Consider the following 18,818-nt stretch of genomic DNA (forward strand, 5'->3'; position numbering starts at 1 on the left):
ATGACCGTCAGCATTTTGGAGAGTTCATAATGAAGTTCCTTCGCACACCTGACCACCGTTTTGAGGGTTTGCCGGATTTTGCGTTTTCCCCGAATTACCTTGACGTGGATGATACTGAGGGGGGCCGTCTCAGGATTCACTATTTGGACGAAGGGCCCGCAGACGCACCGCCAGTATTGCTGATGCATGGGGAACCGACCTGGTGTTTCCTGTATCGGCACATGATCCCAATATTCAAAGAGGCGGGTCATCGCGTTCTCGTTCCCGACTTGATCGGTTTTGGGCGGTCCGACAAGCCAACCGAGCGGTCCGACTACACATACCAACGCCACGTAGACTGGATGTCCGAATGGCTAAGACAGGTTGATCCAATGGGCATCACCCTGGTTTGTCAGGATTGGGGCGGGCTCATAGGCTTGCGGTTGGTTGCGAGCATGCCGGAACGGTTCGCTCGTGTTGTTGTGGCAAACACGGCTTTACCAACCGGAGACAGGCCTTTGGGCGAAGCGTTTTCTTCATGGCGGGCGTTTTCACAATCGGTGCCCGACTTCAACTCGGGTCGTATCGTTTTCGGTGGCACCACATCCAAGATTTCCGAGGACGAGGTCGCTGCGTACAATGCGCCATTTCCTGACCCGGGGTTTCTGGCAGGCGCCAGGCAGTTTCCGATGCTGGTGCCTGATACGCCCGACAGCCCCGCGTCTGAAGCCAATCGTGACGCATGGAAAACCCTGAAGACCCTGAACACCCCGTTCCTGACTGTCTTTGGAGAAGATGATAAAATCATGGCTGGAGTGGACAAAGTGTTTCAGAAGTCAATCCCGGGGGCGGCTGGTCGAAATCATGAAGTAATCCCAAATGCAGGGCATTTCATTCAAGAAGATGCTGGCCCGGAGTTGGCACGAGCGACACTGAAATTCATCGGGGAAACCTAGCGGTTATCAGAAACCAATCCTGCCGCTTTGCCAAAGGGCGAAGATCTTATGTATGATGAGCCAACGTCTTTCCGACGCCGCGTAACCTGCCAGCAGTCCACTCCATAGTGTCACAAGGCGTTGGTGTATTTGGTCGCGACTTTGGTGACCGCTTCGAAAACCTTGTTTCAATTGCCCGAAAAGCCGATTGTCTTTCAATATTCGGGCAACCAAGGGATTGAAGACGATGCTTTGCAAGATTGGCGATGTCGAGGTTTGGCGAATTCTTGAAATTCATGCCCCTTTCATGAATCCGGAAGAGTTGTTTCCAACCGCAGGACCAGATGTCAGAGCCATAATTGAAAACCTTGTCCCGGGCAGTATTGATCCCAACTCTGGTCGTCTGATTTTGCCCATACAGGGTTTCCTTCTGAAAACGCCTTCACATAACATTTTGGTGGACAGCTGTGTCGGCAATGACAAGACCAACCAAAATCATGCGGCCTGGCATCAACGCTCTGACGGTCGGTTTATGGCAGCCCTGAAAGCCGCTGACGTGGGCACTCATGAAATCGACTACGTGCTGTGCACGCATCTTCACGTCGACCACATAGGCTGGAACACGCAGCTGGAAGATGGCCGTTGGGTGCCCACCTTTCCAAATGCGCGCTATCTGATGCCCAAGGATGACGAGGAAACTCAGCGTTTGCAAAACAGCAATGCCTACGTCGAAAGCGTTTTGCCTGTTGTTGAAGCTGGTCAGGTTGAACTGGTGGAGGCGGGACACAAGCTGGGGGATCACGTTACGTTGTTTCCAACGCCGGGACATACGCCGGGTCATGTTTCTGTACTTGTGAAAAGCGGTGGCAAAGAGGCGGTGATTACTGGCGACGCACTTCATACGACCGCGCAATGTCAGCATCCCGATTGGCATTTCAAATTCGATGCCGATGCAGATCTGGCGGTTAAATCTCGTAGATCACTGCTTGAGCATTGCTCGGAAACCAGCAGCCTTGTTTTGGGGTCCCACTTCGCGTTGCCCTCAATAGGGCATGTGAAAGCCGATAACGGTAAATTCCGCTGGGAAGAACGAGATTTAGTATCCCGTATAGTTTCGGGCTTTGACCGTTAAAGTCTGCCTCTGACCAAAATTGACGATGTTTAAGTCCGTAACGAGGCTTTCGAATTCAGCCGTTTTAGCCTTCGGTAAGCAGACGCAATATGACAACACAGACGCAATCAACGGCGTTTTAAACAATGGCGCAGAACCAATACGCGAAGCCTGATTTCATACCAAGGAAGCCACGGCTACGCGACCCAAGGGCGGGCGGGACGTTGGTTGGGACGCGTTGTGGGAAGAAATGGTTCAATTATTGACTAAAGGCAGCCGCAAAACAGATCATTGGCGGGATTTCGTTAACCTCAAAGAGGATCAATGCGACTTTTCTTTACCCTTCTCATACCCGTCTTCGTCGTTGTTATGGTTGTTCTGCTCATAAGCAGTCTTGTTCCGCCCGACAGCATCCGGCTAGCGACGGGGCCAAAAGACGGCGGATATTGGCGGATCGGAGAGGAGTATCGATCAAAGCTCGCCAAAGACGAAATCACGGTCGAGTTGGTTGAGACTGCCGGTTCTGTTGAGAACATTCAAAGGTTAATTGACGGCGACGTCGACGTCGCTTTCGTACAGGGCGGAATACCGATACCCGGCGGTGACGGCTTGGAGTCTCTCGGCGCTCTGTTTCCGGAGCCGCTTGTGGTTTTCAAGCATACAGGTGCACAGGTCAGCCGGTATCCCGGAGATTGGCGTGGGATCCGTCTGGCAGCGGGTCAGGTCGGGTCAGGTACACGTGCTGCGGCTCTGGCTCTCATACAGGCAGCGGGTCTGCAAAACTCAGGCATCGAACTGCTGGAAATTGGTGGTCTCGATGCCATTTCCGCACTGCGGGTCGGTGACGCGGACGCGGCCTTGTTTGTGTCGCCTTTGGATGCCCCCTACCTGACTGAGGCTATCGTCGATCCCGAACTGGATTTGATCCAAATGGCCTTGATCGATGCTTTATCTTTCAAATTTGTCAGCGGTCATTCCGTGGTTGTGCCGGCAGGGTCAACGTCGCTGGCTCCGCCGCGACCTGCGCAGGATGTCAAAATACTCACCCTGACGGCATCGATGATCGCTACAAGCGACCTTCATCCGGCGGTGATCGACCGCCTTGCCCACAGCGCAAACAAAATTCATGGAGATCGGTCAGTCCTGCAAGCGGCCAAAGAGTTTCCAAATACCAATTCACCTCCGGCGCCGATCAATGATGTCGCCTGGCACATGATCAATTCCGGGCCAAACATTCTTCATGACATCTTCCCATTCTGGGTCGCGGCGCAGTTTGGGCGCGTTCTGCTGTTTCTCTTGCCATTGTTGTTTCTTGCACCGTTGTTGCGCCTCGTTCCCGCGCTTTACGTATGGTTTCAAAACCGAAGGGTTTGGCGTCACTACCAGAACATTGCTTCGCTGGAGGCAGAAATCGAGGATGCAGTGACGGTTGACGAGATCGAAACCGTCGCGAAGAAACTCAATGACGTCGCCGCGACCCTCGCGAATTTGAACTTGCCTCTGGCATACCGTCAGAAGGCATACGACGCGCGCCTGCATATAGAGCTGATCGCTCAGGAAATCGAACGCCGCCGCTCGGGCGGAAGCACAGAATCGTAATTCAGTCTTTTGCGCATATTGAGACGGGTTTGGCGCAAACCCGGTTCCGTATAATCTGCGACCATCCGAAACCAGGTTGAGTGATTTTTGCGGCAGGAATGCAGTGCCGTTGGCGGACCTGTTGAGTGTATCCGGGCCCAACTTCTACTTCTCTTGCATTTTTCGCACCATCGACAGTTTGGCCTTCTGCGGAAGGAATGGCAGAACCCAGTTCAACATGAAACTCAACCGGCCCTCGTTGATTATGGTCAATTTGCCCATCTCCATTGCGTCATAGCCAATTCTGGCGGTTTCGGCGGCCGTTTTTCCCTTTTGGGCAACAAGACCTGTTCCCGCCAAATCCGCAGCGTCGGCAAAGCCCGTTTCGACATAACCCGGCTCCAGCGCCGTTACCGTCACCCGGTCGTTCTTCAGCTCCTCGGCCAGTGCGAGGCTGAAGCTTGAAACAAAGGCCTTTGTGGCAAAATACGTGGCTTGCAACGGTCCAGGCATGTGCGCCGCCGTCGATGAGACATTGAGGATCCTGCCGCCGCCTTGCGCCACCATATCCTTGCCAAACAAGTGACAAAGCGCGACCAGCGCGTCGACATTGAGATCGATCATCGCCTGATCAGCCTCCAATTCGCGCTCGATGAATTTCCCATGCCCACCGAAGCCTGCATTGTTGATCAGGACCTCGACCTGATTGCCCGCCGTCTTCACGGCATCATAGAGCTTTTGCGCGCCGCCCTGAGCACCAAGGTCCAGTGGGATTGTTGTGACCGCCACCCGGTGCTCGGCCTCCAGCTCTGTTTTGAGCGCCTCCAACTCTTCTGCGCGCCGCGCTGTGATGATGACATCACCCCCCTTGCTGGCATGCAGTCGCGCGAATTCCCGGCCTATGCCGGAGGATGCACCGGTAATCAGGGCAGTATTGGGCATGGGCGATCTCCTCAGCTTTGGCTTCGACGTTCGCAGTGATGCCCGGATTTTTCAACTCGCATTTTCTTACGCGGAAAGCTGGGTTCGCGATGGACGACCGTTGTCCCTTTGCCCGGCGCTAACCCAGTTTCTTTCTGAACCCGCGATGGACCCCGGAGTACCCCGCCGTTTCATAGAACCTGTGTGCGTCACTTCGACTGTCATGAACAAAAAGTTCTATCATGCTGCATCCCAGATCAGCCGCCCGGGCCTCGGCAAAGGAAAGCAGATGACTGCCGATACCCTGTCCCCGACTGGATTTCGCAACCCTTACGTCTTCAATCAGCGCCCGCGTGGTGCCCCGATAGGACAATCCGGGAAGGATCGTGAGTTGCAGACACCCGACAACGACATCATCCAACGTTGCCACAAACACGTGGCTATTGGGATCGCGCTCAATCTGTTCGAAGGCGGAAAGATAGGTGCCGGCGTTCTCTGGCAAAGTGCTTTCGCGGCGACGGCCCTGTTCATCATCCCAAAGCATATGAACGATGCGAGCGACGTCCGCAGCTTTCGCCTGTCGCACTGCTACGGCGTTTGAAGATCTGGAATAGCGGGCAGTCATCCCAGGACTGCACCACGAAAGCGCCCGGACATCAATGCTGGGAAGACATGCCGGTACGCGAGGCTTGGGCAATCCTTTTTTTGGCCTTATCCGCACCGCAGAGGTGGTTATTCGAATTTGCGACCAGTCAGGTAACGTCAGGTTGGGGGTAAACCATGGAACTACCAACATTAACCTACGAAATGATGGCCGTACTGGGCCTGCTGTCCTTTACGGTCATTCTTTTTGTTACCGAGGTTATTCGCATCGACGTCGCGGCTATTCTGGTAATGGTGCTGCTTGGTGCGTTGAGCTATTTGCCGGGGCTGGGCAATCTGGCTGACATATCCAAACTCTTTGAAGGGTTCTCATCGAATGCCGTGATGTCCGTCATCGCGGTGATGGTGATCGGGGCAGGGTTGGATAAGACAGGGCTGATGTCAAAAGTAGCGGCTGCAATTCTCAAACATGGCGGCACGACCGAGACGCGGATCATCCCAATTGTATCAACGACCGTCGGTGTCATCAGCTCCTTCATGCAGAATGTCGGGGCCGCCGCGCTTTTCCTGCCGGTCGTAAGCCGCATTTCCGCCCGTACGGAAATCCCGATGAGCAGATTGCTGATGCCGATGGGGTTCTGTGCGATATTGGGCGGCACGATCACGTTGGTCGGGTCTTCGCCTCTCATCCTATTGAATGACCTGATCGTTTCGGCAAACGCCTCCCTTCCGGCTGACCAAAAAATGGAAACATTCGGTTTGTTCTCGGTCACGCCTATTGGCGTGATGCTGGTGCTTACGGGGGTGCTGTATTTCGTGCTCTTTGGTCGTTGGGTCCTTCCGGCGCAGCGAGAGCGGGGTGAGGACGCAAGTTCAGCGCGGTCCATGCAGACCTATGTTGAAAATACCTATGGGCTGCGGGCGGACATGTTCGAAATTCGGGTTCCAGAAGGCTCGATCATCATCGGGCAGACGCTTGCGGATCTGATGGTCGCCCATAACATGTACATACTTGGCACATCCTATCGTGGCCATAAAGTCATCGCGCCCATGGCGGACACCAAGATCGAAGCGCCGGCACGGCTTGCAGTGCTGGGTCTGCGTCGCGTCGTTCAGCAGCAGTTTGCCGAGCCTTACGGGCTGGAGATCCTTCCCCAACTGGATGTCTTTGCGGATGACTTCGCAGCAACGCAATCGGGGGTGGCAGAGGTTGTTATCCCACCGGGGTCTTCGGTTATCGGCCAGACCCCGATTGATTTGCGTCTTCGTCAGACACACGGGCTGTCTTTATTGGCCATTCAGCGAGGCGAAGAAACTTTGAGCCATGTGGAAACCGAAGATCATTCTGCCACGCATATCGGGCAAGTCCCTTTGCAGGCCGGCGACACATGTGTCGTGCACGTGCAGTGGGACCGCCTGACCCAACTAAAGTCAGACAGGGATTTTGTTGTTGTTACCTCGGATTTTCCGCAGGAAGAACTGCGGCCACACAAGGTGGGATGGGCGCTTGCTTTCTTTCTGATTGCGTTGAGCTTGATCCTGTTTTCCGATTTGCGCTTGTCGCTATGCCTGTTGATCGGAGCTGTTGGCATGGTGCTGAGCAGGGTTCTGTCCATTGACGAGGCCTATGAGTCGATCAGTTGGAGCACCGTTTTTCTGCTCGCTTCATTGATCCCACTGGGCCAGGCGGTTCAGAACACCGGGACAGCGGATTGGATAGCCTCGCACGTGCTGGCACTTCTGAAAGGGTGGCCGGTCTGGTCGCTGCAAGCGGGGATCGCTGTTTTGGCAACCGCGTTCACACTGGTCATGTCCAATGTCGGTGCAACTGTCCTGTTGGTCCCGCTTGCCGTTTCAATTGCGATATCGGCTGGCGGCAACCCGGCGGTGTTTGCTTTGACGGTGGCAATATCAACGTCCAACTCATTTCTGATACCGACACATCAGGTCAACGCGCTGATCATGGGTCCTGCGGGGTACCGGGTGGCGGATTTTGTTCGCTCTGGCGGGATCATGACACTCTTGTTCTTGGTTGTCTCGATGACCGGACTCGCGTTGTTCTTCTGAGCCGGCAGCGAGCAGTCCTGTTTGACGGAACCGGATCGCGCAGCTTGCGCCCCGAAACAGGCGTCAGCGAGAACGAAGAAGTCGAATTTCTCGCGACACATCTGTCGAGGTCGACGTAAACCAGCGGCCACCCCACGCCCCAGGTCTGGGCCAGTTCGGCGATTTCCGCTTGGCGAAATCACTATAACCGACTTAGGCTTAGACCAAGGTGAGCCTGTAGCGCGAAGTCAATCGAGAGGTCGTTTGGAATGGAAAATGGAATAGGTTTCTTTCACATTATTTGGTCGATTTTCTGGCTGTTCCTGATGGTGGCCTGGTTCTGGGTGATGATCTCGGTCGTCGCGGATGTTTTTCGGTCCAAGGATCTGAACGGGTTCACAAAGGCAATTTGGATCGCTTTTGTGATCATCGTTCCCTGGCTTGGCGTTCTTGCCTACCTGATTGTTCGCGGTGACAAGATGCAGGAACACAATGTTGAGGCGCTGAACAAGATGGAGGCAGCCCAACGGGACTATGTTCGATCGGTTGCCAACGTTTCTGCGGCGGATGAACTTGAGCGACTGGCGGCCCTGAAAGACAAGGGCGTCCTGACCGATGAAGAATTCGCCGCGCAGAAGGCCAAGTTGCTCAGCGCTTAGGCACCCAAACCCGAATTCAGGAGTGGCCGCGCTGCACCAAATGGTGAACGGCGCGGTGACTTACTGCAAACGCCAATCAGTTGGTATTAAGCGCCGCTGGCTTCGACGCGTCCGCTGATTTTCGCTCCGGAACTCATTTTCATGGTTCCTGCGGTCACGTCCGCTTTCAGTTCGCTCTTCTCCTCCAACGTCAGGGCGCGGCATTTCACACTGCCCTGAACACGACCTGCGATCTTGATTTCCTCGGCGTTAATGCCACCGTTCACTTTTCCCGGCGCCAGGATTTCGACGGATTTTGCGTCGACATCACCGGTTACGTTCCCGGCGACCGAGATAGCGCCTTCCTTGGCAACCAGGTCACCTTGAATTGTCAGGTCTTCTTGAATCACTGTAGCTGCCAAGACATCTTCCTCGCTGTTGGTTCCCAATCAGGAATACGTGCTGCCATTGGGAAATGCGAACAACGGTTACAACAAAGGCAGATTTCTGCCGACGGTGTCGTACCTGTGTTGGTTTTTCGTGCGCCATGTACGGGTGTTCGAGCGGCGATTTGTTGCGTGTCCCGGAAACCGCGCAAGCCGATTTTTGAATCTGGCGAAGTTTGCTGAAAAACAAAACACGCGGTTGATGGCCCGATGCCCGAAACGGCACAAACGCAGGATTGATCTTTCCAAGCGTGCGACTTTTCGATCTTATCGAATTCGACGGTGCACTTGGTGAGGGCTGCAAATGGCTTATGAGACTTGGCTGGCATTTACCATAGCAAGCGCAATTGTTGTCCTTATTCCCGGGCCCAACATCGTGCTGACGGTCAACTATGCAATCCGAGATGGCAGGCGCTCGGGTATGGCAACAATTCCCGGCGTCGTCCTTGGTGCGTTCATTGCAATGTCGCTGTCCCTGCTGGGCGCGGGCGCGGTATTGGCAACCTCTGCGTTTCTCTTCACGCTGCTAAAGCTTGCAGGCGCGGTTTATCTGATTTGGCTAGCGTATTCTCTTTGGACCGCTCCTGTCGAGACCATGCCGCTTGGAGGCGCGAAGAAGTCCCAGCCGCTGGTGAGCCTGTTTTGGCAATCATTGCTTATAAGCGTTCTGAATCCCAAGGGGCCTGCGTTCTACGTCGCGTTCGTGCCTCAGTTCGTCAGCGCCGATGGTCCAATTTTCCAGCAGTTCGCGATTCTAATCGCGACATTCTTGGCTGTCGCCACGTTGAACAGTCTGTTCTGGCTCTACTTTGCCAGCGGGCTAAGGTCGCAGTTCCAAAAGCCCCGGGCATTGCGTCTTCTCAACCGAATTGGGGCCAGCTGTCTTTTTGCGGCGGGGGTCTTCACGGCGCGGGCGACAAGGTCCGCTTAGATGCGCTTCAGTATCGGCGGTGTACTCTCTTTTCAGAGATGACGCTCCGCTTTTTTTGACGTTCACGCACAAAGACAAACAGGCCAGATCCCAGGATCAGCGCGATGCCAACTGCCACAGGCAGATTTGGGAGTTCTCCCCAGATCACCCATCCCCAGAAAATGGCCATTGGCAGACCGACATATTCGAATGGCGCGACGGTTGCCGCGTCCGCCAATCGGTAGGCTTGCCCAAGGCAATACCCGATTATGGCCGCGTTGAATCCCAATCCAACGAATAACCAGCGGTCTGCGCCCTCTGGCCAAACCCAAGCACGCAGCAGGAAGATCAAGCTTTCATTTTCAAATTGGTCTGCAAAGCGCCCGTCCCCTGCGACCGACCAGAACAGCAGACTGACGACGATAAAGCAGGCCTGAATGTAAACCGCCATTGCCGACGCCTTGGATTTTGCCCCAAGAAAGCGCGTCAGCACGTTGTTGAGCGCATAGGTGAATGCGGCAAGAACCGGCAGGGCATACATCAGCAGACTAACGTCACGTTCGCCACCGACCTCCCACGGGCGGGTCATGATGACAACGCCCAGGAAGCCAACCAGCACAGCGCCAATTCGCATGGGGCCGACCTTTTCGCCCAGCAATGGGATGCTGAGCAAAGTGATCATCAAAGGGGCGACGAAGAACACCGCCGTGGCCTCTGCCAGAGGCATGATTGCCAGAGCCGTAAAGAACGTCAGGTTCGCAACAACAATCAGTAAGCCGCGCAAAAGGTGCAGACCCGGCTGATCGGTTTTAAGAATTCGCCAGCCGCCCTCCATCTGAACGAGGGCAAAACTGAACCCGATACCGATCAGGGACCTCGTAAAGACCATCTGATGCAAGGGGTAGCCGCCAGACAGGAATTTGATCAGCATATCGTTGACAGATATCGACAACATCCCGATCAGCACGAACGCAATACCTGCCGTTGGATTTTGCAGATTCTGTTGTGATGTCATGGAGCGCCCTTTCAATGGGCCACTATCACGGACGACCCGACTGGTCACGCCACTTTGCGCATTCTCTTTGGAATGGAGGTTTCGACCAGATTCCGGTTGGGAAACAGTGTCGCCAACAGAATCTCTTGATCGGAAAGGGATGACCCTCTCCGAGTTGTTAATGGTGGATAACTGCGCGGCTGTTAAAGCTATCGCCCCAGAGGCGGGCGCGGCAAACTCAAGACGATGTCGGTAAGCATTTCCGCAATAACGCTGGTATCCAACGTCAGCGCGCGCGCGGTAACCGAATAACCTTCAAAGTAGGGAACCAAAAGCGCTTTCAGACCATCGCGATCAGCCGCTTCCAAGTCTTCTCCAAAGGCGTAATCCGCCATGACGTCGGCAAATCGGCGGTAATAGCCCGTCAAACAGGTGTCGATGATGGCGTTTCGGCTGGAGATCGCCCAAATCTCGCGAAACGCGCGGCACATGTCGCTGATCTCGAGGCCGTGCGACAAGCCCGCGCTCACCAGAAATCTGACGCGCTCACGCCGGGTTTGAGCTTTGCTTTCTTCTGTCAGTTTCAGCAAATTCTCTGCACATGCGTCGAAGTACTGTTCAACCATTGCGATCAGAACATCGTCCCGAGACTTAAAGTAATACTGCACATTGCTTAGCCGCATGTCGGCACAGTCAGCGATCCTGCGCATCGTGAGCCCTGCATCGCCCGCTTCAATCAATAGTTTGAGCGCACAATCCAGAATCCGCGCTTCTTTGACCGACCGTTGGTTCTTGAATGTAATTATCTGATCCTCTTTGATTTTTACGCTGGCGCCCGATGCTGCAACGGTTCCTTTTTCAGGTGTCACAAATTAGGGGATTGAAAATCTTGGTCAAGTGACCTATTTCAGTTTAGGTCAAGTGACCAAACTGGGAGATTCCAATGATCGAAGCCCTGCGCACGCCTGATGACCGCTTTGACGGTTTGCCGGATTACCCGTTTCAACCGCACTACGTCGATGACCTTCTGGGATATCAAGGGCTTCGCGGGCACTATGTCGACGAAGGCGATAACGACGCCAACGAAGTCTTTCTGTGCCTGCATGGCGAGCCGAGTTGGAGTTACATTTACCGCAAGATGATCCCCGTTTTCGTCAAAACTGGCGCCCGCGTGGTCGCACCAGACTGGCTGGGATTTGGCAAGTCAGACAAGCCGATTGATGACGAAGCTTATTCCTTCCATTTCCACCGCAACTACATGCTGGCCCTGATCGAACGCCTCGACCTGCGAAACATCACACTTGTTGTGCAGGATTGGGGCGGTGTTCTTGGGCTGACGCTTCCGATGGAAATGCCAGAGCGCTTCAAACGACTTATCATCATGAACACAGGCCTCATGGCAGGCCCGGTAGACATGCCTGCCTTTGATGAATGGCAGGCTGACATCGACTCTGATCCGGATGTTCCGATCGAGTACATCATGCAGAAGAACGAGCCGAGCATTTCGGCCGTCGGCGCAGCAGCCTATGCAGCGCCGTTTCCGGATCAAGCCTACAAGGCAGGCGTTCGAAAGTTCCCTCATCTGATCGCGCGTACTATGGACGCCCCCGGAGTCGACATCTCGCAGCAAGCGGCTCAGTTCTGGTCGAACGAATGGGACGGGCAGAGTTTTATGGCCATTGGTATGAAGGACGAGATGCTTGGTCCGACCGTCATGAACCACCTGCGCACGTTCATCAAAGGCTGCCCGCAACCTCTTGAGATCGCAGAGGGCGGACATTTCGTTCAGGAAGCCGCGGGACCCTTGATCGCCGAACGTGCCTTGGCGCATTTTGGCATGACCAGAATGACGTCGGATTGATTGAAACGGGGTGAAATCTGAACAACGGGGGCCCGAAGGCATGCGCCATGACGGTGCGGTTGTCGCTGCCGATCGGCAGTTTTGTCATTGGACAGTCGCAGAACCCAGTGCCAGACTGAACGAATGAAACGTCTCGTCCAAACGGGTTTTCTGGCAGCCATGGCGCTTGCGTCTGGCATCGAAACCTCTTTGGCACAAATCGGTGAATGCTCAGCCGATGCAATGCTGGTTTTCGATGGCTCTACGTCGATGGACGAGATCAGCTTTGAGACCGGGGCCAACACGCGCATTGTCGAGGCGCGGCAGGCGATCCGACGCGCAATGCCGGACATCGCGCCATACCGCCGCGTGGGGCTGCTGATCTATGGGCCCGGGCCTAATGGCCCCTGCCAAAACCTGGACCTGCGCTTTGACCCGATAGCAGATGCGGCAGGGCCGGTCATAAATGCCGTTGATGCCCTGCGACCCGAAGGTTTGACGCCGCTGACCGAGGCTGTTCGGCAAGCCGCAGAAGCATTGGATTATCGCAACGGCCCCGGTGTTGTGGTGCTGGTGACTGACGGCAACGAAACCTGTGGTGGGCGACCCTGTGAAATGGCCCGCGCGTTAAACGCTGGTGCCCATGACCTTACAATCCACGTGATCGGGTTTCGTGCTGTTGTTGACTTTTTCACATGGAACAACCCCGAGCAGGATCCGCTAAACGCTACAACTGTGGCCCAGTGCCTTTCGGATGAGACAGGTGGCCTTTTCGTTAAGACAGAAACTGTAGATGAATTGGTCGCGGCATTGCAAAGAACGCTCGGGTGTCCGGTCATCGGATGAATTCTGCCGTCGTATTTGTCGCAGGATGCGGCAAAGAACGAAGCGCAGCTTGTGTTGCGTTGTCAGTAAACAAGGTGCCAGCAACCAATAAGGTCAGTTTAGGGTGCAGAGCTTTTGGTCAGCGCTGTCGGAACTTGGGCCGCAATCGTCGCGTCGGTGGTTGCCCAAAACACGACGGCAAGAAAGCCCGCCTGCTCTTCATTCCATTGCCGCGCCTCGATCAAGCCTCAGCCGCAGTACTTACGAACCTCGGTATCCCTGAGCCCTGTCGCCACAAGCATGCATCTGTTTCGCGCTTCGTAATAGTACCCCCGCGCGTACCACATCACCGCTTCGGGTTCGTTGCCGTCTGACACCATCCACGCGCCTCGCAAGTATTTGACCGCGTAGGTCAGATTGGTCTGGGCGTCCAAAAGATCCGAGGGTTCGCCGCGAAAACCCATCTGGCGCGCAGTGGCGGGCAGAATCTGCATCAGTCCGTAATAGGGACCGTTTCGGGCATGGGGACGATAATCGCTCTCGCGTTGGATCACGCGGTGAACCAGGCTGCGGGGAACATCATACGCATCCGCGGTTTCGTTGATCATCACGCGAAGTTCCGGTGTCTCTCCGGGATAGAGACGGGTAAGCGGCTCGGCGGGTTCACGTCCACACGCGGCCAGATACAGCGCAGCAAACAGGGCTATGTATCGCATCGGGATTCTCGTCTAACTTCGTAATGGGCTTTATCAGAGCCCGGCGGCGCGTGTTATTCAATAGCCATGTGAATCTGATCGCGAGTTTTACCTCAGAGGCGCCGCGTGGAGATCGTGCCCGGCAAGGCAAGCCCTTTCAGCAACAGATTTCAGAACTATCGTTGTCCGAACGCGGGTCACTGACTGAACCGGGTTGATCTGCTTTTCGATGATTGCATTCAGTTCGTCCGTATCTGCAGCGCGGATTTTGAGAAGGTAACAGTCCTCTCCCGCGATTTTATGAAGTTCCTCCAACCCGGTTATGCCTTCCAGCGCTGCCGCTGTGTCAAAACCCTGACTCGGTTTGGCGTCGGTAACGAAAACAAAGGCGAGCAAGGGTTTGTCCAGCGCGCGTGGATCAATCCTGACTTCGTAACCTTGCACGATATTTTCCGCTTCCATGCGGCGTATCCGCTCCGAGACCGCCGAGGCGGCAAGGCCGACGCGCCGGGCTATTTCGGCCTTTGACACGGCCGCGTCGTCCAGAAGGATCGACAGTATCTCACGATCTTTTATGTCAATCATACGGTAATTATATCAATTCAACGGCGAATCGTCTATGAAAATCCACATTGGACGCGAATCTGCATGACGAAAGCGGTACAGTATGGAAAGCGGATCTCTGGATTTGAATGTTCAGGGCGTGGCGATCAGCCTTGCCTACCTGCGTCGTCGCGGACCGTTGCCGACGCTCTTGTGCCTTCACGGGTTTGGCTCCACCAAGGAAGACTATGCTGATCTGACGCTCCGAGAGGATTTTCAGGATCGGGACTTGGTTTTCTGGGATGCACCGGGCTGTGGTGCGTCGTCCATCAGCGATCCGGATGCCCTGTCGATACCGTTTCTGGTCGAGGTCGCGCAATCCGCTTGCGTCGCACTGGAACTGGATCGGTTTCATCTGTCCGGCCATTCCATGGGCGGGCTTACGGCGTTGATGTTGGCGCGGGACCAATCGGACAGGGTGCTCAGCTTTTTCGACATCGAAGGCAATGTTGCACCCGAGGACTGCTTTTTGTCGCGTCAGATCATCGACTACCCGACTGAAGCCGCGGATGACTTTCTGGCTGGTTTCAAACAGCGGGTGCGTCTGCGCTCTGAATATTCATCGGCGCTGTATGCAATCGCGTTGGAGGCCAAGGTGCGCGCGACGAGTGTCGCGCCGATCTTCCGTTCGATGGTCGACCTGTCGGACAACACCGACCTGATGGGTATCATGGCGAACCTCAGTTGCCCCCGCGCCTTTGTTCACGGCGTGCAGAACCGACATCTTTCGTACCTTGACCACTTGCCAAAGATAGGGGTCGAGGTGATCGAAATTCCGGATTCTGGTCACTTCCCGATGTATTCCAATCCGCCGGCCCTATGGAGGGCGATGGCGGAGTTTCTCTCCCGAAACGAGGCTCAATCATGATCCCCTCGGACTTCATTGCCTTTCCCACGGGAAATCTGTGCAATGCGGACGCCGCAGTCCGGCCTCTCATCTCGCAAATCAAACCGCTCCTTCCCGGGCGACGCATTGCCGGAAGGGCTCGGACCGTTCGGATCACACCCGGTCAGAACGGCGCCATTCATCGCGCTGTGCATGTGGCTAATCCGGGCGATGTGTTGGTTGTTGATGGTGGTGCATCCGACCGCTTTGGCCCGTTTGGGGACCTTTTGGCGGATGGTTGCAAAGCCAAAGAAATCAGCGGCGCGGTTTTCGATTGCACCATCCGGGACAGCGCAGATATCGCCGCTTTGGGATTTCAAGTGTTCTGTCGGGGCTATCATCCGGAACCTACCGCAAAAGACGATCCGGGTGAGATCGATGTCGCGGTCAACGTCGGCGGTGTATCCGTATCGCCGGGTGACATCATCGTTGGCGATGATGACGGCGTCGTGGTTATCCCCGCGCAAAGTGCCGAGAATGTCTTGCGCAAAGTCGCTCAGGTTGCCGAGCGCGAGGACGCCATTCGAGCCCGAATTCTGGCCGGTGAAACCACCTATGACATTTTCGAGCTTGACCACTGAACCCCCTTCAAATTGGAAGCACATTCATGAGCAGACCAGATACGTTCTTCAATTTCGCCGACCTCAGCAAAGGCATCGCCCGGACGCTCGCACCCGGTATAGAAACGCGCGTTTTTCCGGGGGAACAGGCCATGTTCTCGGTCGTGAGCTTTGAGCCATTTAGCGAAGGATCAATCCACGCACATCCGGAAGAACAATGGGGTGTCCTTCTCGAAGGAAGCGGCGTTCGCCTGCAGGATGGTGTCGAGGTTCCGGTTGAAAGCGGTGACTTCTGGCTCACGCCAGGTGGGATTGCGCATGGATTTCGCGCAGGGGCAGATGGCGCGAGAGTGCTGGATGTTTTTGCGCCCCCACGTGCGGCCTATCGCAAGGCCGGGTCCGGTTTTGCCGCCGAATAGCGTGGCGACAGAGAAACGCTGGATGTGCGGAACAAACTGAATTGCTCCGGGGGAACAAGGCCATTCAAACGGAGCCTATTCGGCGCTTCACCAGCGGTGATACCTATCAGAGCCCTCATTGGCTGCACTGTTTCGGTTGTTGTCAGCACGGTTTTCGATCCGCTCCCAGCACCAGCTGATCAAAAACGCCAAACAACCAACAATTGCGATAACGATTGCCGCTGCCTCAATCCGAAACACGGCTGACTCGATTGTGGGTGCCGTGACCAAAAGCGTGGCGATTGTAAAGAACATCGCTGTCCAGATTGTGTTGCCGCCTATTCTGTGAACCCCGAATACAGCGGCAGCAAAACCCAGTACGACCAGAAATTTGTGTGACAGTCCGCTGAATTCCAGCCCGATGGCGATGAAGGAACCAAGCGCGACGCCCACCCCGAACCGCGCTGCAGCATCGGGAACCTTTTGTAAGGGAGCCAATACGCGGAACACGAAGAGAAAAGACAGCCAGTAGGATTTTTGGTTTCCGATCAAATGCGCAAGGAATGATGTCAAAGCCAGGCCTGCAAGTAAAAACACCCAGACCGACAGCGCCCCCTTCAACGACATCGGTGGCCGGTTTGCTGCCCCGGCCAAATTCAGTCGCACACTTAGAAGGCCCCCGACGACGGCAGTCACGACGAACATCAGGACCAGAAAGGCCGTCCGTTCATCCGGGGCGATCAACAGGTACAGAAGCAACCCGTTCAACGCCGGGATTGTAGCAAAACCTCCGTTTGTGTGACCTTCAATCGCAGCCCAGCTGATCAGAACGAAGCCGCACAGGAACCCAATCCAATGAAAGGGATACAGGGTGCAGACCAGAACGCAGCCCGCGACCAGAACCAATGTTCGCGCGGTAGATCTGCGTGTTGAAAAAACGGACCCCAAAAAGCCAGCTGAAAACCCTGCGACAGCAGCGACCCCGCCCGATGGTGCCAATTCTTGGCCTAACAGCGTGACAATTGCTGCCGCCGCACAAATCGTAATCGTCACGCGCCAGGAGAGTAATCCGCCAGTTTGCGTCGACACGGTTGTTTCTCCCTGGTGGCAAAGACGCACGCGCGTTCCAGCGTGCTCGCGAGGGGGTTGTCTTACACCTGTTAGTCTCTTTCGCGGTCCAAAGCTTCGCGTATGCGCGCCAGATTGGGAAGTGACTTGGCAAACGGTTCTGATCCAAGATCGGCGAAGACAGGGCCCAGAGCTTTGGACATTTTTTCCATGCTCTGCTCTAAGAATGTTCTCCCTTGCAGTGTGGAACGCGCAATTTTGGAGCGTTTGTCGCTGGGATTGGTCTGCAAGGTGATCAAAGCATGGCTTTCGAGGCTCGCCAGCATGTGGGTCATCGAAGTTTTGGGAACCTGAAATGCGCTGGACAGTTGCAGCGGGGTCTCTCCGTCCGGGCGTCGGACAAGATGGCCCAGAATTCCGAACTGAGTGGCCGTCATTCGACCAGGCAACAACGCCTCCAGTTTGGTCGAGATTAACTGATTGATAATCCCGACCTCGGTGAAGAACCGATAGATTTCATCGATGTCGTCTTCAGGCGTCATTCAGAATACGGGTCTCCAACGGCCAGCGGGGCGTGGCAATTGGCTCTGGCCCGTACCCCAAGCGCAGCAACATTTGCACTGTGTGGCCTGGTGACGCAAGAAGCTCATGTGCCAAGGCGTATTCAGTTTCCATTTCCGGATACTCCTGAAGCGCTTGGCTGACCGGGTGGAGCCCCAGGCCCATTTCCGTTGTTTTCAGATACAGACGCATAAGCTGACGTCCGGCGTCAAGTTGGTCCCGACGGGTATTTCTTGCGGTTGTGATAACGGCATAGTGCGGCGTTGCATCCAGAATTTCGAAATATCCCCGCAGGAAAGCCTTATTGCCGGGGTGATCGACATCCATCAGTGTCTCATTGTCCAGAAGGCCTGTCAGGCGCAGAGTCTCGAGCATCGGATCGCGCATTTCAATTCCGTCCGGATTGGCGTTGATCTCAGCCTTGCCGATGCGCATCAAATCGACCGATTCTTTCAGGGTGCGGGGTGTTCGCATCTCAATCTCGAACGCACGCTTTGTAAGTTCTTTGACCTGCGCCACGTCCCCGGCATCGGCAATCAGATCGGCGTAGTCACCGAGGGTCGACATGTCGGTGTCCGAAAGGCGCTGAGCGGTAAAAGCTTCCTTGTTGGAGTGTCGCTTGAGTATCTGATCCGAGAGTGGATCGGCATTTCCACCAGACACAAAAACCGCTTCGGCGACGGACCCGCCTTCTCCGTCCGGCAAATACTCTATTCGGACTTGAAACCCCTGAGCGCCCGCCGCCAAAACCATCGTTTCGATAAAGGCACCAAGACCAATGTAAAGCTGGCGATGGTAGGGGTCCGTTGCTGGCAGTTCGCGGTCCGTGTCGCGGTGGATGCGAACAGTGTTTTGGCCGATCAGTTCAACCAACCAAGGTTGCAGGTTGTGCGGATTGGGGGCGAGAATTGCGTAAGACAAGGCGGCTTTGCGCGGATCGCCATACGGCTCTGGCCGCCATGGCGCCAAGGCGCGGTGCGGGGTGCGTGTGGCCAGAAAGCCCGCGACACCTGTCGCCGCCAGAATCGTGCCGCCGCCGACGATTTTGAGGAAACGTCTTCTGTTTGGCATGTGGAATCTCCTTTAGTACGATATCGAACTAAAATAATACGAAATCGTACTAAATCAACCCATCCCATCGTTCATTGCCGTTTGACCATGCCCGGGGCCGTTCGGGATCGTGGGTGGCGCGATTGTCGCGCCTTATACATCAAGCATTTG

Annotated in this window: 21 protein-coding genes; 11 read left to right on the forward strand and 10 right to left on the reverse strand. The window is 55.3% G+C overall.

The window, feature by feature from the left end; genetic code table 11:
• Positions 1-29: 29 nt before the first annotated feature.
• From RA28_RS00900 to RA28_RS00910, 3 genes are all read left to right on the forward strand, one after another.
• Positions 30-935 carry a haloalkane dehalogenase gene (locus RA28_RS00900; protein ID WP_039522721.1) on the forward strand — a complete coding sequence of 302 codons (906 nt, stop codon included), beginning with the start codon at positions 30-32 and terminating at the stop codon, positions 933-935.
• 187 nt (positions 936-1,122) lie between these two features.
• Positions 1,123-2,046 carry an MBL fold metallo-hydrolase gene (locus tag RA28_RS00905; RefSeq protein ID WP_241481041.1) on the forward strand — a complete coding sequence of 308 codons (924 nt, stop codon included), beginning with the start codon at positions 1,123-1,125 and terminating at the stop codon, positions 2,044-2,046.
• A gap of 303 nt (positions 2,047-2,349) precedes the next feature.
• On the forward strand, positions 2,350-3,624 hold the full coding sequence (locus tag RA28_RS00910; RefSeq protein WP_082029691.1) for a TAXI family TRAP transporter solute-binding subunit: 1,275 nt from the start codon (positions 2,350-2,352) through the stop codon (positions 3,622-3,624).
• 144 nt (positions 3,625-3,768) lie between these two features.
• On the opposite strand, the gene RA28_RS00915 is transcribed toward RA28_RS00910, so the two are convergent.
• Both RA28_RS00915 and RA28_RS23110 read right to left on the reverse strand, forming a co-directional pair.
• On the reverse strand, positions 3,769-4,545 hold the full coding sequence (locus RA28_RS00915) for an SDR family NAD(P)-dependent oxidoreductase (protein ID WP_039522726.1): 777 nt from the start codon (positions 4,543-4,545) through the stop codon (positions 3,769-3,771).
• Between the two features lie 118 nt (positions 4,546-4,663).
• Positions 4,664-5,320: a GNAT family N-acetyltransferase gene (locus RA28_RS23110; RefSeq protein WP_446737309.1), complete on the reverse strand. Its 657-nt coding sequence runs from the start codon at positions 5,318-5,320 to the stop codon at positions 4,664-4,666.
• Between RA28_RS23110 and RA28_RS00925 the strand changes: the two genes are divergently transcribed.
• The gene (locus tag RA28_RS00925; protein ID WP_039522730.1) at positions 5,305-7,194 is read left to right on the forward strand and encodes an SLC13 family permease; all 1,890 of its coding nucleotides are present in this window, start codon (positions 5,305-5,307) and stop codon (positions 7,192-7,194) included. The genes RA28_RS23110 and RA28_RS00925 overlap by 16 nt on opposite strands.
• Before the next feature lie 248 nt (positions 7,195-7,442).
• Positions 7,443-7,832 carry an SHOCT domain-containing protein gene (locus RA28_RS00930; RefSeq protein WP_039522735.1) on the forward strand — a complete coding sequence of 130 codons (390 nt, stop codon included), beginning with the start codon at positions 7,443-7,445 and terminating at the stop codon, positions 7,830-7,832.
• A gap of 86 nt (positions 7,833-7,918) precedes the next feature.
• Here the strand turns inward: RA28_RS00930 and RA28_RS00935 are convergent, their stop codons facing one another.
• A complete protein-coding gene (locus tag RA28_RS00935; RefSeq protein WP_039525439.1) occupies positions 7,919-8,233 on the reverse strand; it encodes a bactofilin family protein in 315 nt (104 codons plus the stop codon).
• A gap of 328 nt (positions 8,234-8,561) precedes the next feature.
• Between RA28_RS00935 and RA28_RS00945 the strand changes: the two genes are divergently transcribed.
• Complete coding sequence (locus RA28_RS00945) at positions 8,562-9,188, forward strand: LysE family translocator (protein WP_039522738.1); 627 nt, start codon at positions 8,562-8,564, stop codon at positions 9,186-9,188.
• Positions 9,189-9,195: 7 nt separating this feature from the next.
• On the opposite strand, the gene RA28_RS00950 is transcribed toward RA28_RS00945, so the two are convergent.
• Both RA28_RS00950 and RA28_RS00955 read right to left on the reverse strand, forming a co-directional pair.
• Positions 9,196-10,182, reverse strand: coding sequence for a DMT family transporter (locus tag RA28_RS00950; RefSeq protein ID WP_039522740.1), 987 nt, complete (start codon positions 10,180-10,182; stop codon positions 9,196-9,198).
• Between the two features lie 188 nt (positions 10,183-10,370).
• Positions 10,371-11,030 carry a TetR/AcrR family transcriptional regulator gene (locus RA28_RS00955; protein ID WP_052261223.1) on the reverse strand — a complete coding sequence of 220 codons (660 nt, stop codon included), beginning with the start codon at positions 11,028-11,030 and terminating at the stop codon, positions 10,371-10,373.
• Positions 11,031-11,104: 74 nt separating this feature from the next.
• Between RA28_RS00955 and RA28_RS00960 the strand changes: the two genes are divergently transcribed.
• Entirely contained in the window at positions 11,105-12,022 is a 918-nt protein-coding gene (locus tag RA28_RS00960) for a haloalkane dehalogenase (protein ID WP_039522742.1), read from the forward strand.
• A gap of 123 nt (positions 12,023-12,145) precedes the next feature.
• The gene (locus tag RA28_RS00965; RefSeq protein WP_039522743.1) at positions 12,146-12,847 is read left to right on the forward strand and encodes a vWA domain-containing protein; all 702 of its coding nucleotides are present in this window, start codon (positions 12,146-12,148) and stop codon (positions 12,845-12,847) included.
• Positions 12,848-13,074: 227 nt separating this feature from the next.
• Here RA28_RS00965 and RA28_RS00970 read toward each other — a convergent pair whose 3' ends face one another.
• Both RA28_RS00970 and RA28_RS00975 read right to left on the reverse strand, forming a co-directional pair.
• Positions 13,075-13,542, reverse strand: coding sequence for a lytic transglycosylase domain-containing protein (locus RA28_RS00970; RefSeq protein ID WP_039522745.1), 468 nt, complete (start codon positions 13,540-13,542; stop codon positions 13,075-13,077).
• Between the two features lie 87 nt (positions 13,543-13,629).
• Positions 13,630-14,106, reverse strand: a complete 477-nt coding sequence (locus RA28_RS00975) for an Lrp/AsnC family transcriptional regulator (RefSeq protein WP_052261224.1) — start codon at positions 14,104-14,106, stop codon at positions 13,630-13,632.
• A gap of 82 nt (positions 14,107-14,188) precedes the next feature.
• On the opposite strand from RA28_RS00975, the gene RA28_RS00980 reads away from it, so the two are divergent.
• The 3 genes from RA28_RS00980 to RA28_RS00990 are packed head-to-tail and all read left to right on the forward strand — an operon-like array spanning position 14,189 to position 15,989.
• Complete coding sequence (locus tag RA28_RS00980) at positions 14,189-14,992, forward strand: alpha/beta fold hydrolase (protein ID WP_039522747.1); 804 nt, start codon at positions 14,189-14,191, stop codon at positions 14,990-14,992.
• Positions 14,989-15,591, forward strand: coding sequence for an RraA family protein (locus tag RA28_RS00985; protein ID WP_039522748.1), 603 nt, complete (start codon positions 14,989-14,991; stop codon positions 15,589-15,591). Before RA28_RS00980 ends, RA28_RS00985 begins: the two co-directional genes overlap by 4 nt.
• Before the next feature lie 26 nt (positions 15,592-15,617).
• On the forward strand, positions 15,618-15,989 hold the full coding sequence (locus RA28_RS00990; protein ID WP_039522750.1) for a cupin domain-containing protein: 372 nt from the start codon (positions 15,618-15,620) through the stop codon (positions 15,987-15,989).
• 87 nt (positions 15,990-16,076) lie between these two features.
• Here RA28_RS00990 and RA28_RS00995 read toward each other — a convergent pair whose 3' ends face one another.
• The 3 genes from RA28_RS00995 to RA28_RS01005 form a co-directional block, all read right to left on the reverse strand.
• Positions 16,077-17,057 (reverse strand): hypothetical protein, encoded by a 981-nt coding sequence (locus tag RA28_RS00995; protein WP_039522752.1) that lies wholly within the window; start codon positions 17,055-17,057, stop codon positions 16,077-16,079.
• A gap of 71 nt (positions 17,058-17,128) precedes the next feature.
• Positions 17,129-17,578: a MarR family winged helix-turn-helix transcriptional regulator gene (locus RA28_RS01000; RefSeq protein WP_039522753.1), complete on the reverse strand. Its 450-nt coding sequence runs from the start codon at positions 17,576-17,578 to the stop codon at positions 17,129-17,131.
• The gene (locus tag RA28_RS01005) at positions 17,568-18,668 is read right to left on the reverse strand and encodes an Acg family FMN-binding oxidoreductase (RefSeq protein WP_039522755.1); all 1,101 of its coding nucleotides are present in this window, start codon (positions 18,666-18,668) and stop codon (positions 17,568-17,570) included. The genes RA28_RS01000 and RA28_RS01005 overlap by 11 nt, the downstream gene beginning before the upstream one ends.
• Positions 18,669-18,818 lie beyond the last annotated feature (150 nt).

The organism is Ruegeria sp. ANG-S4 (assembly GCF_000814005.1).
Classification (GTDB): Bacteria; Pseudomonadota; Alphaproteobacteria; order Rhodobacterales; family Rhodobacteraceae; genus Ruegeria.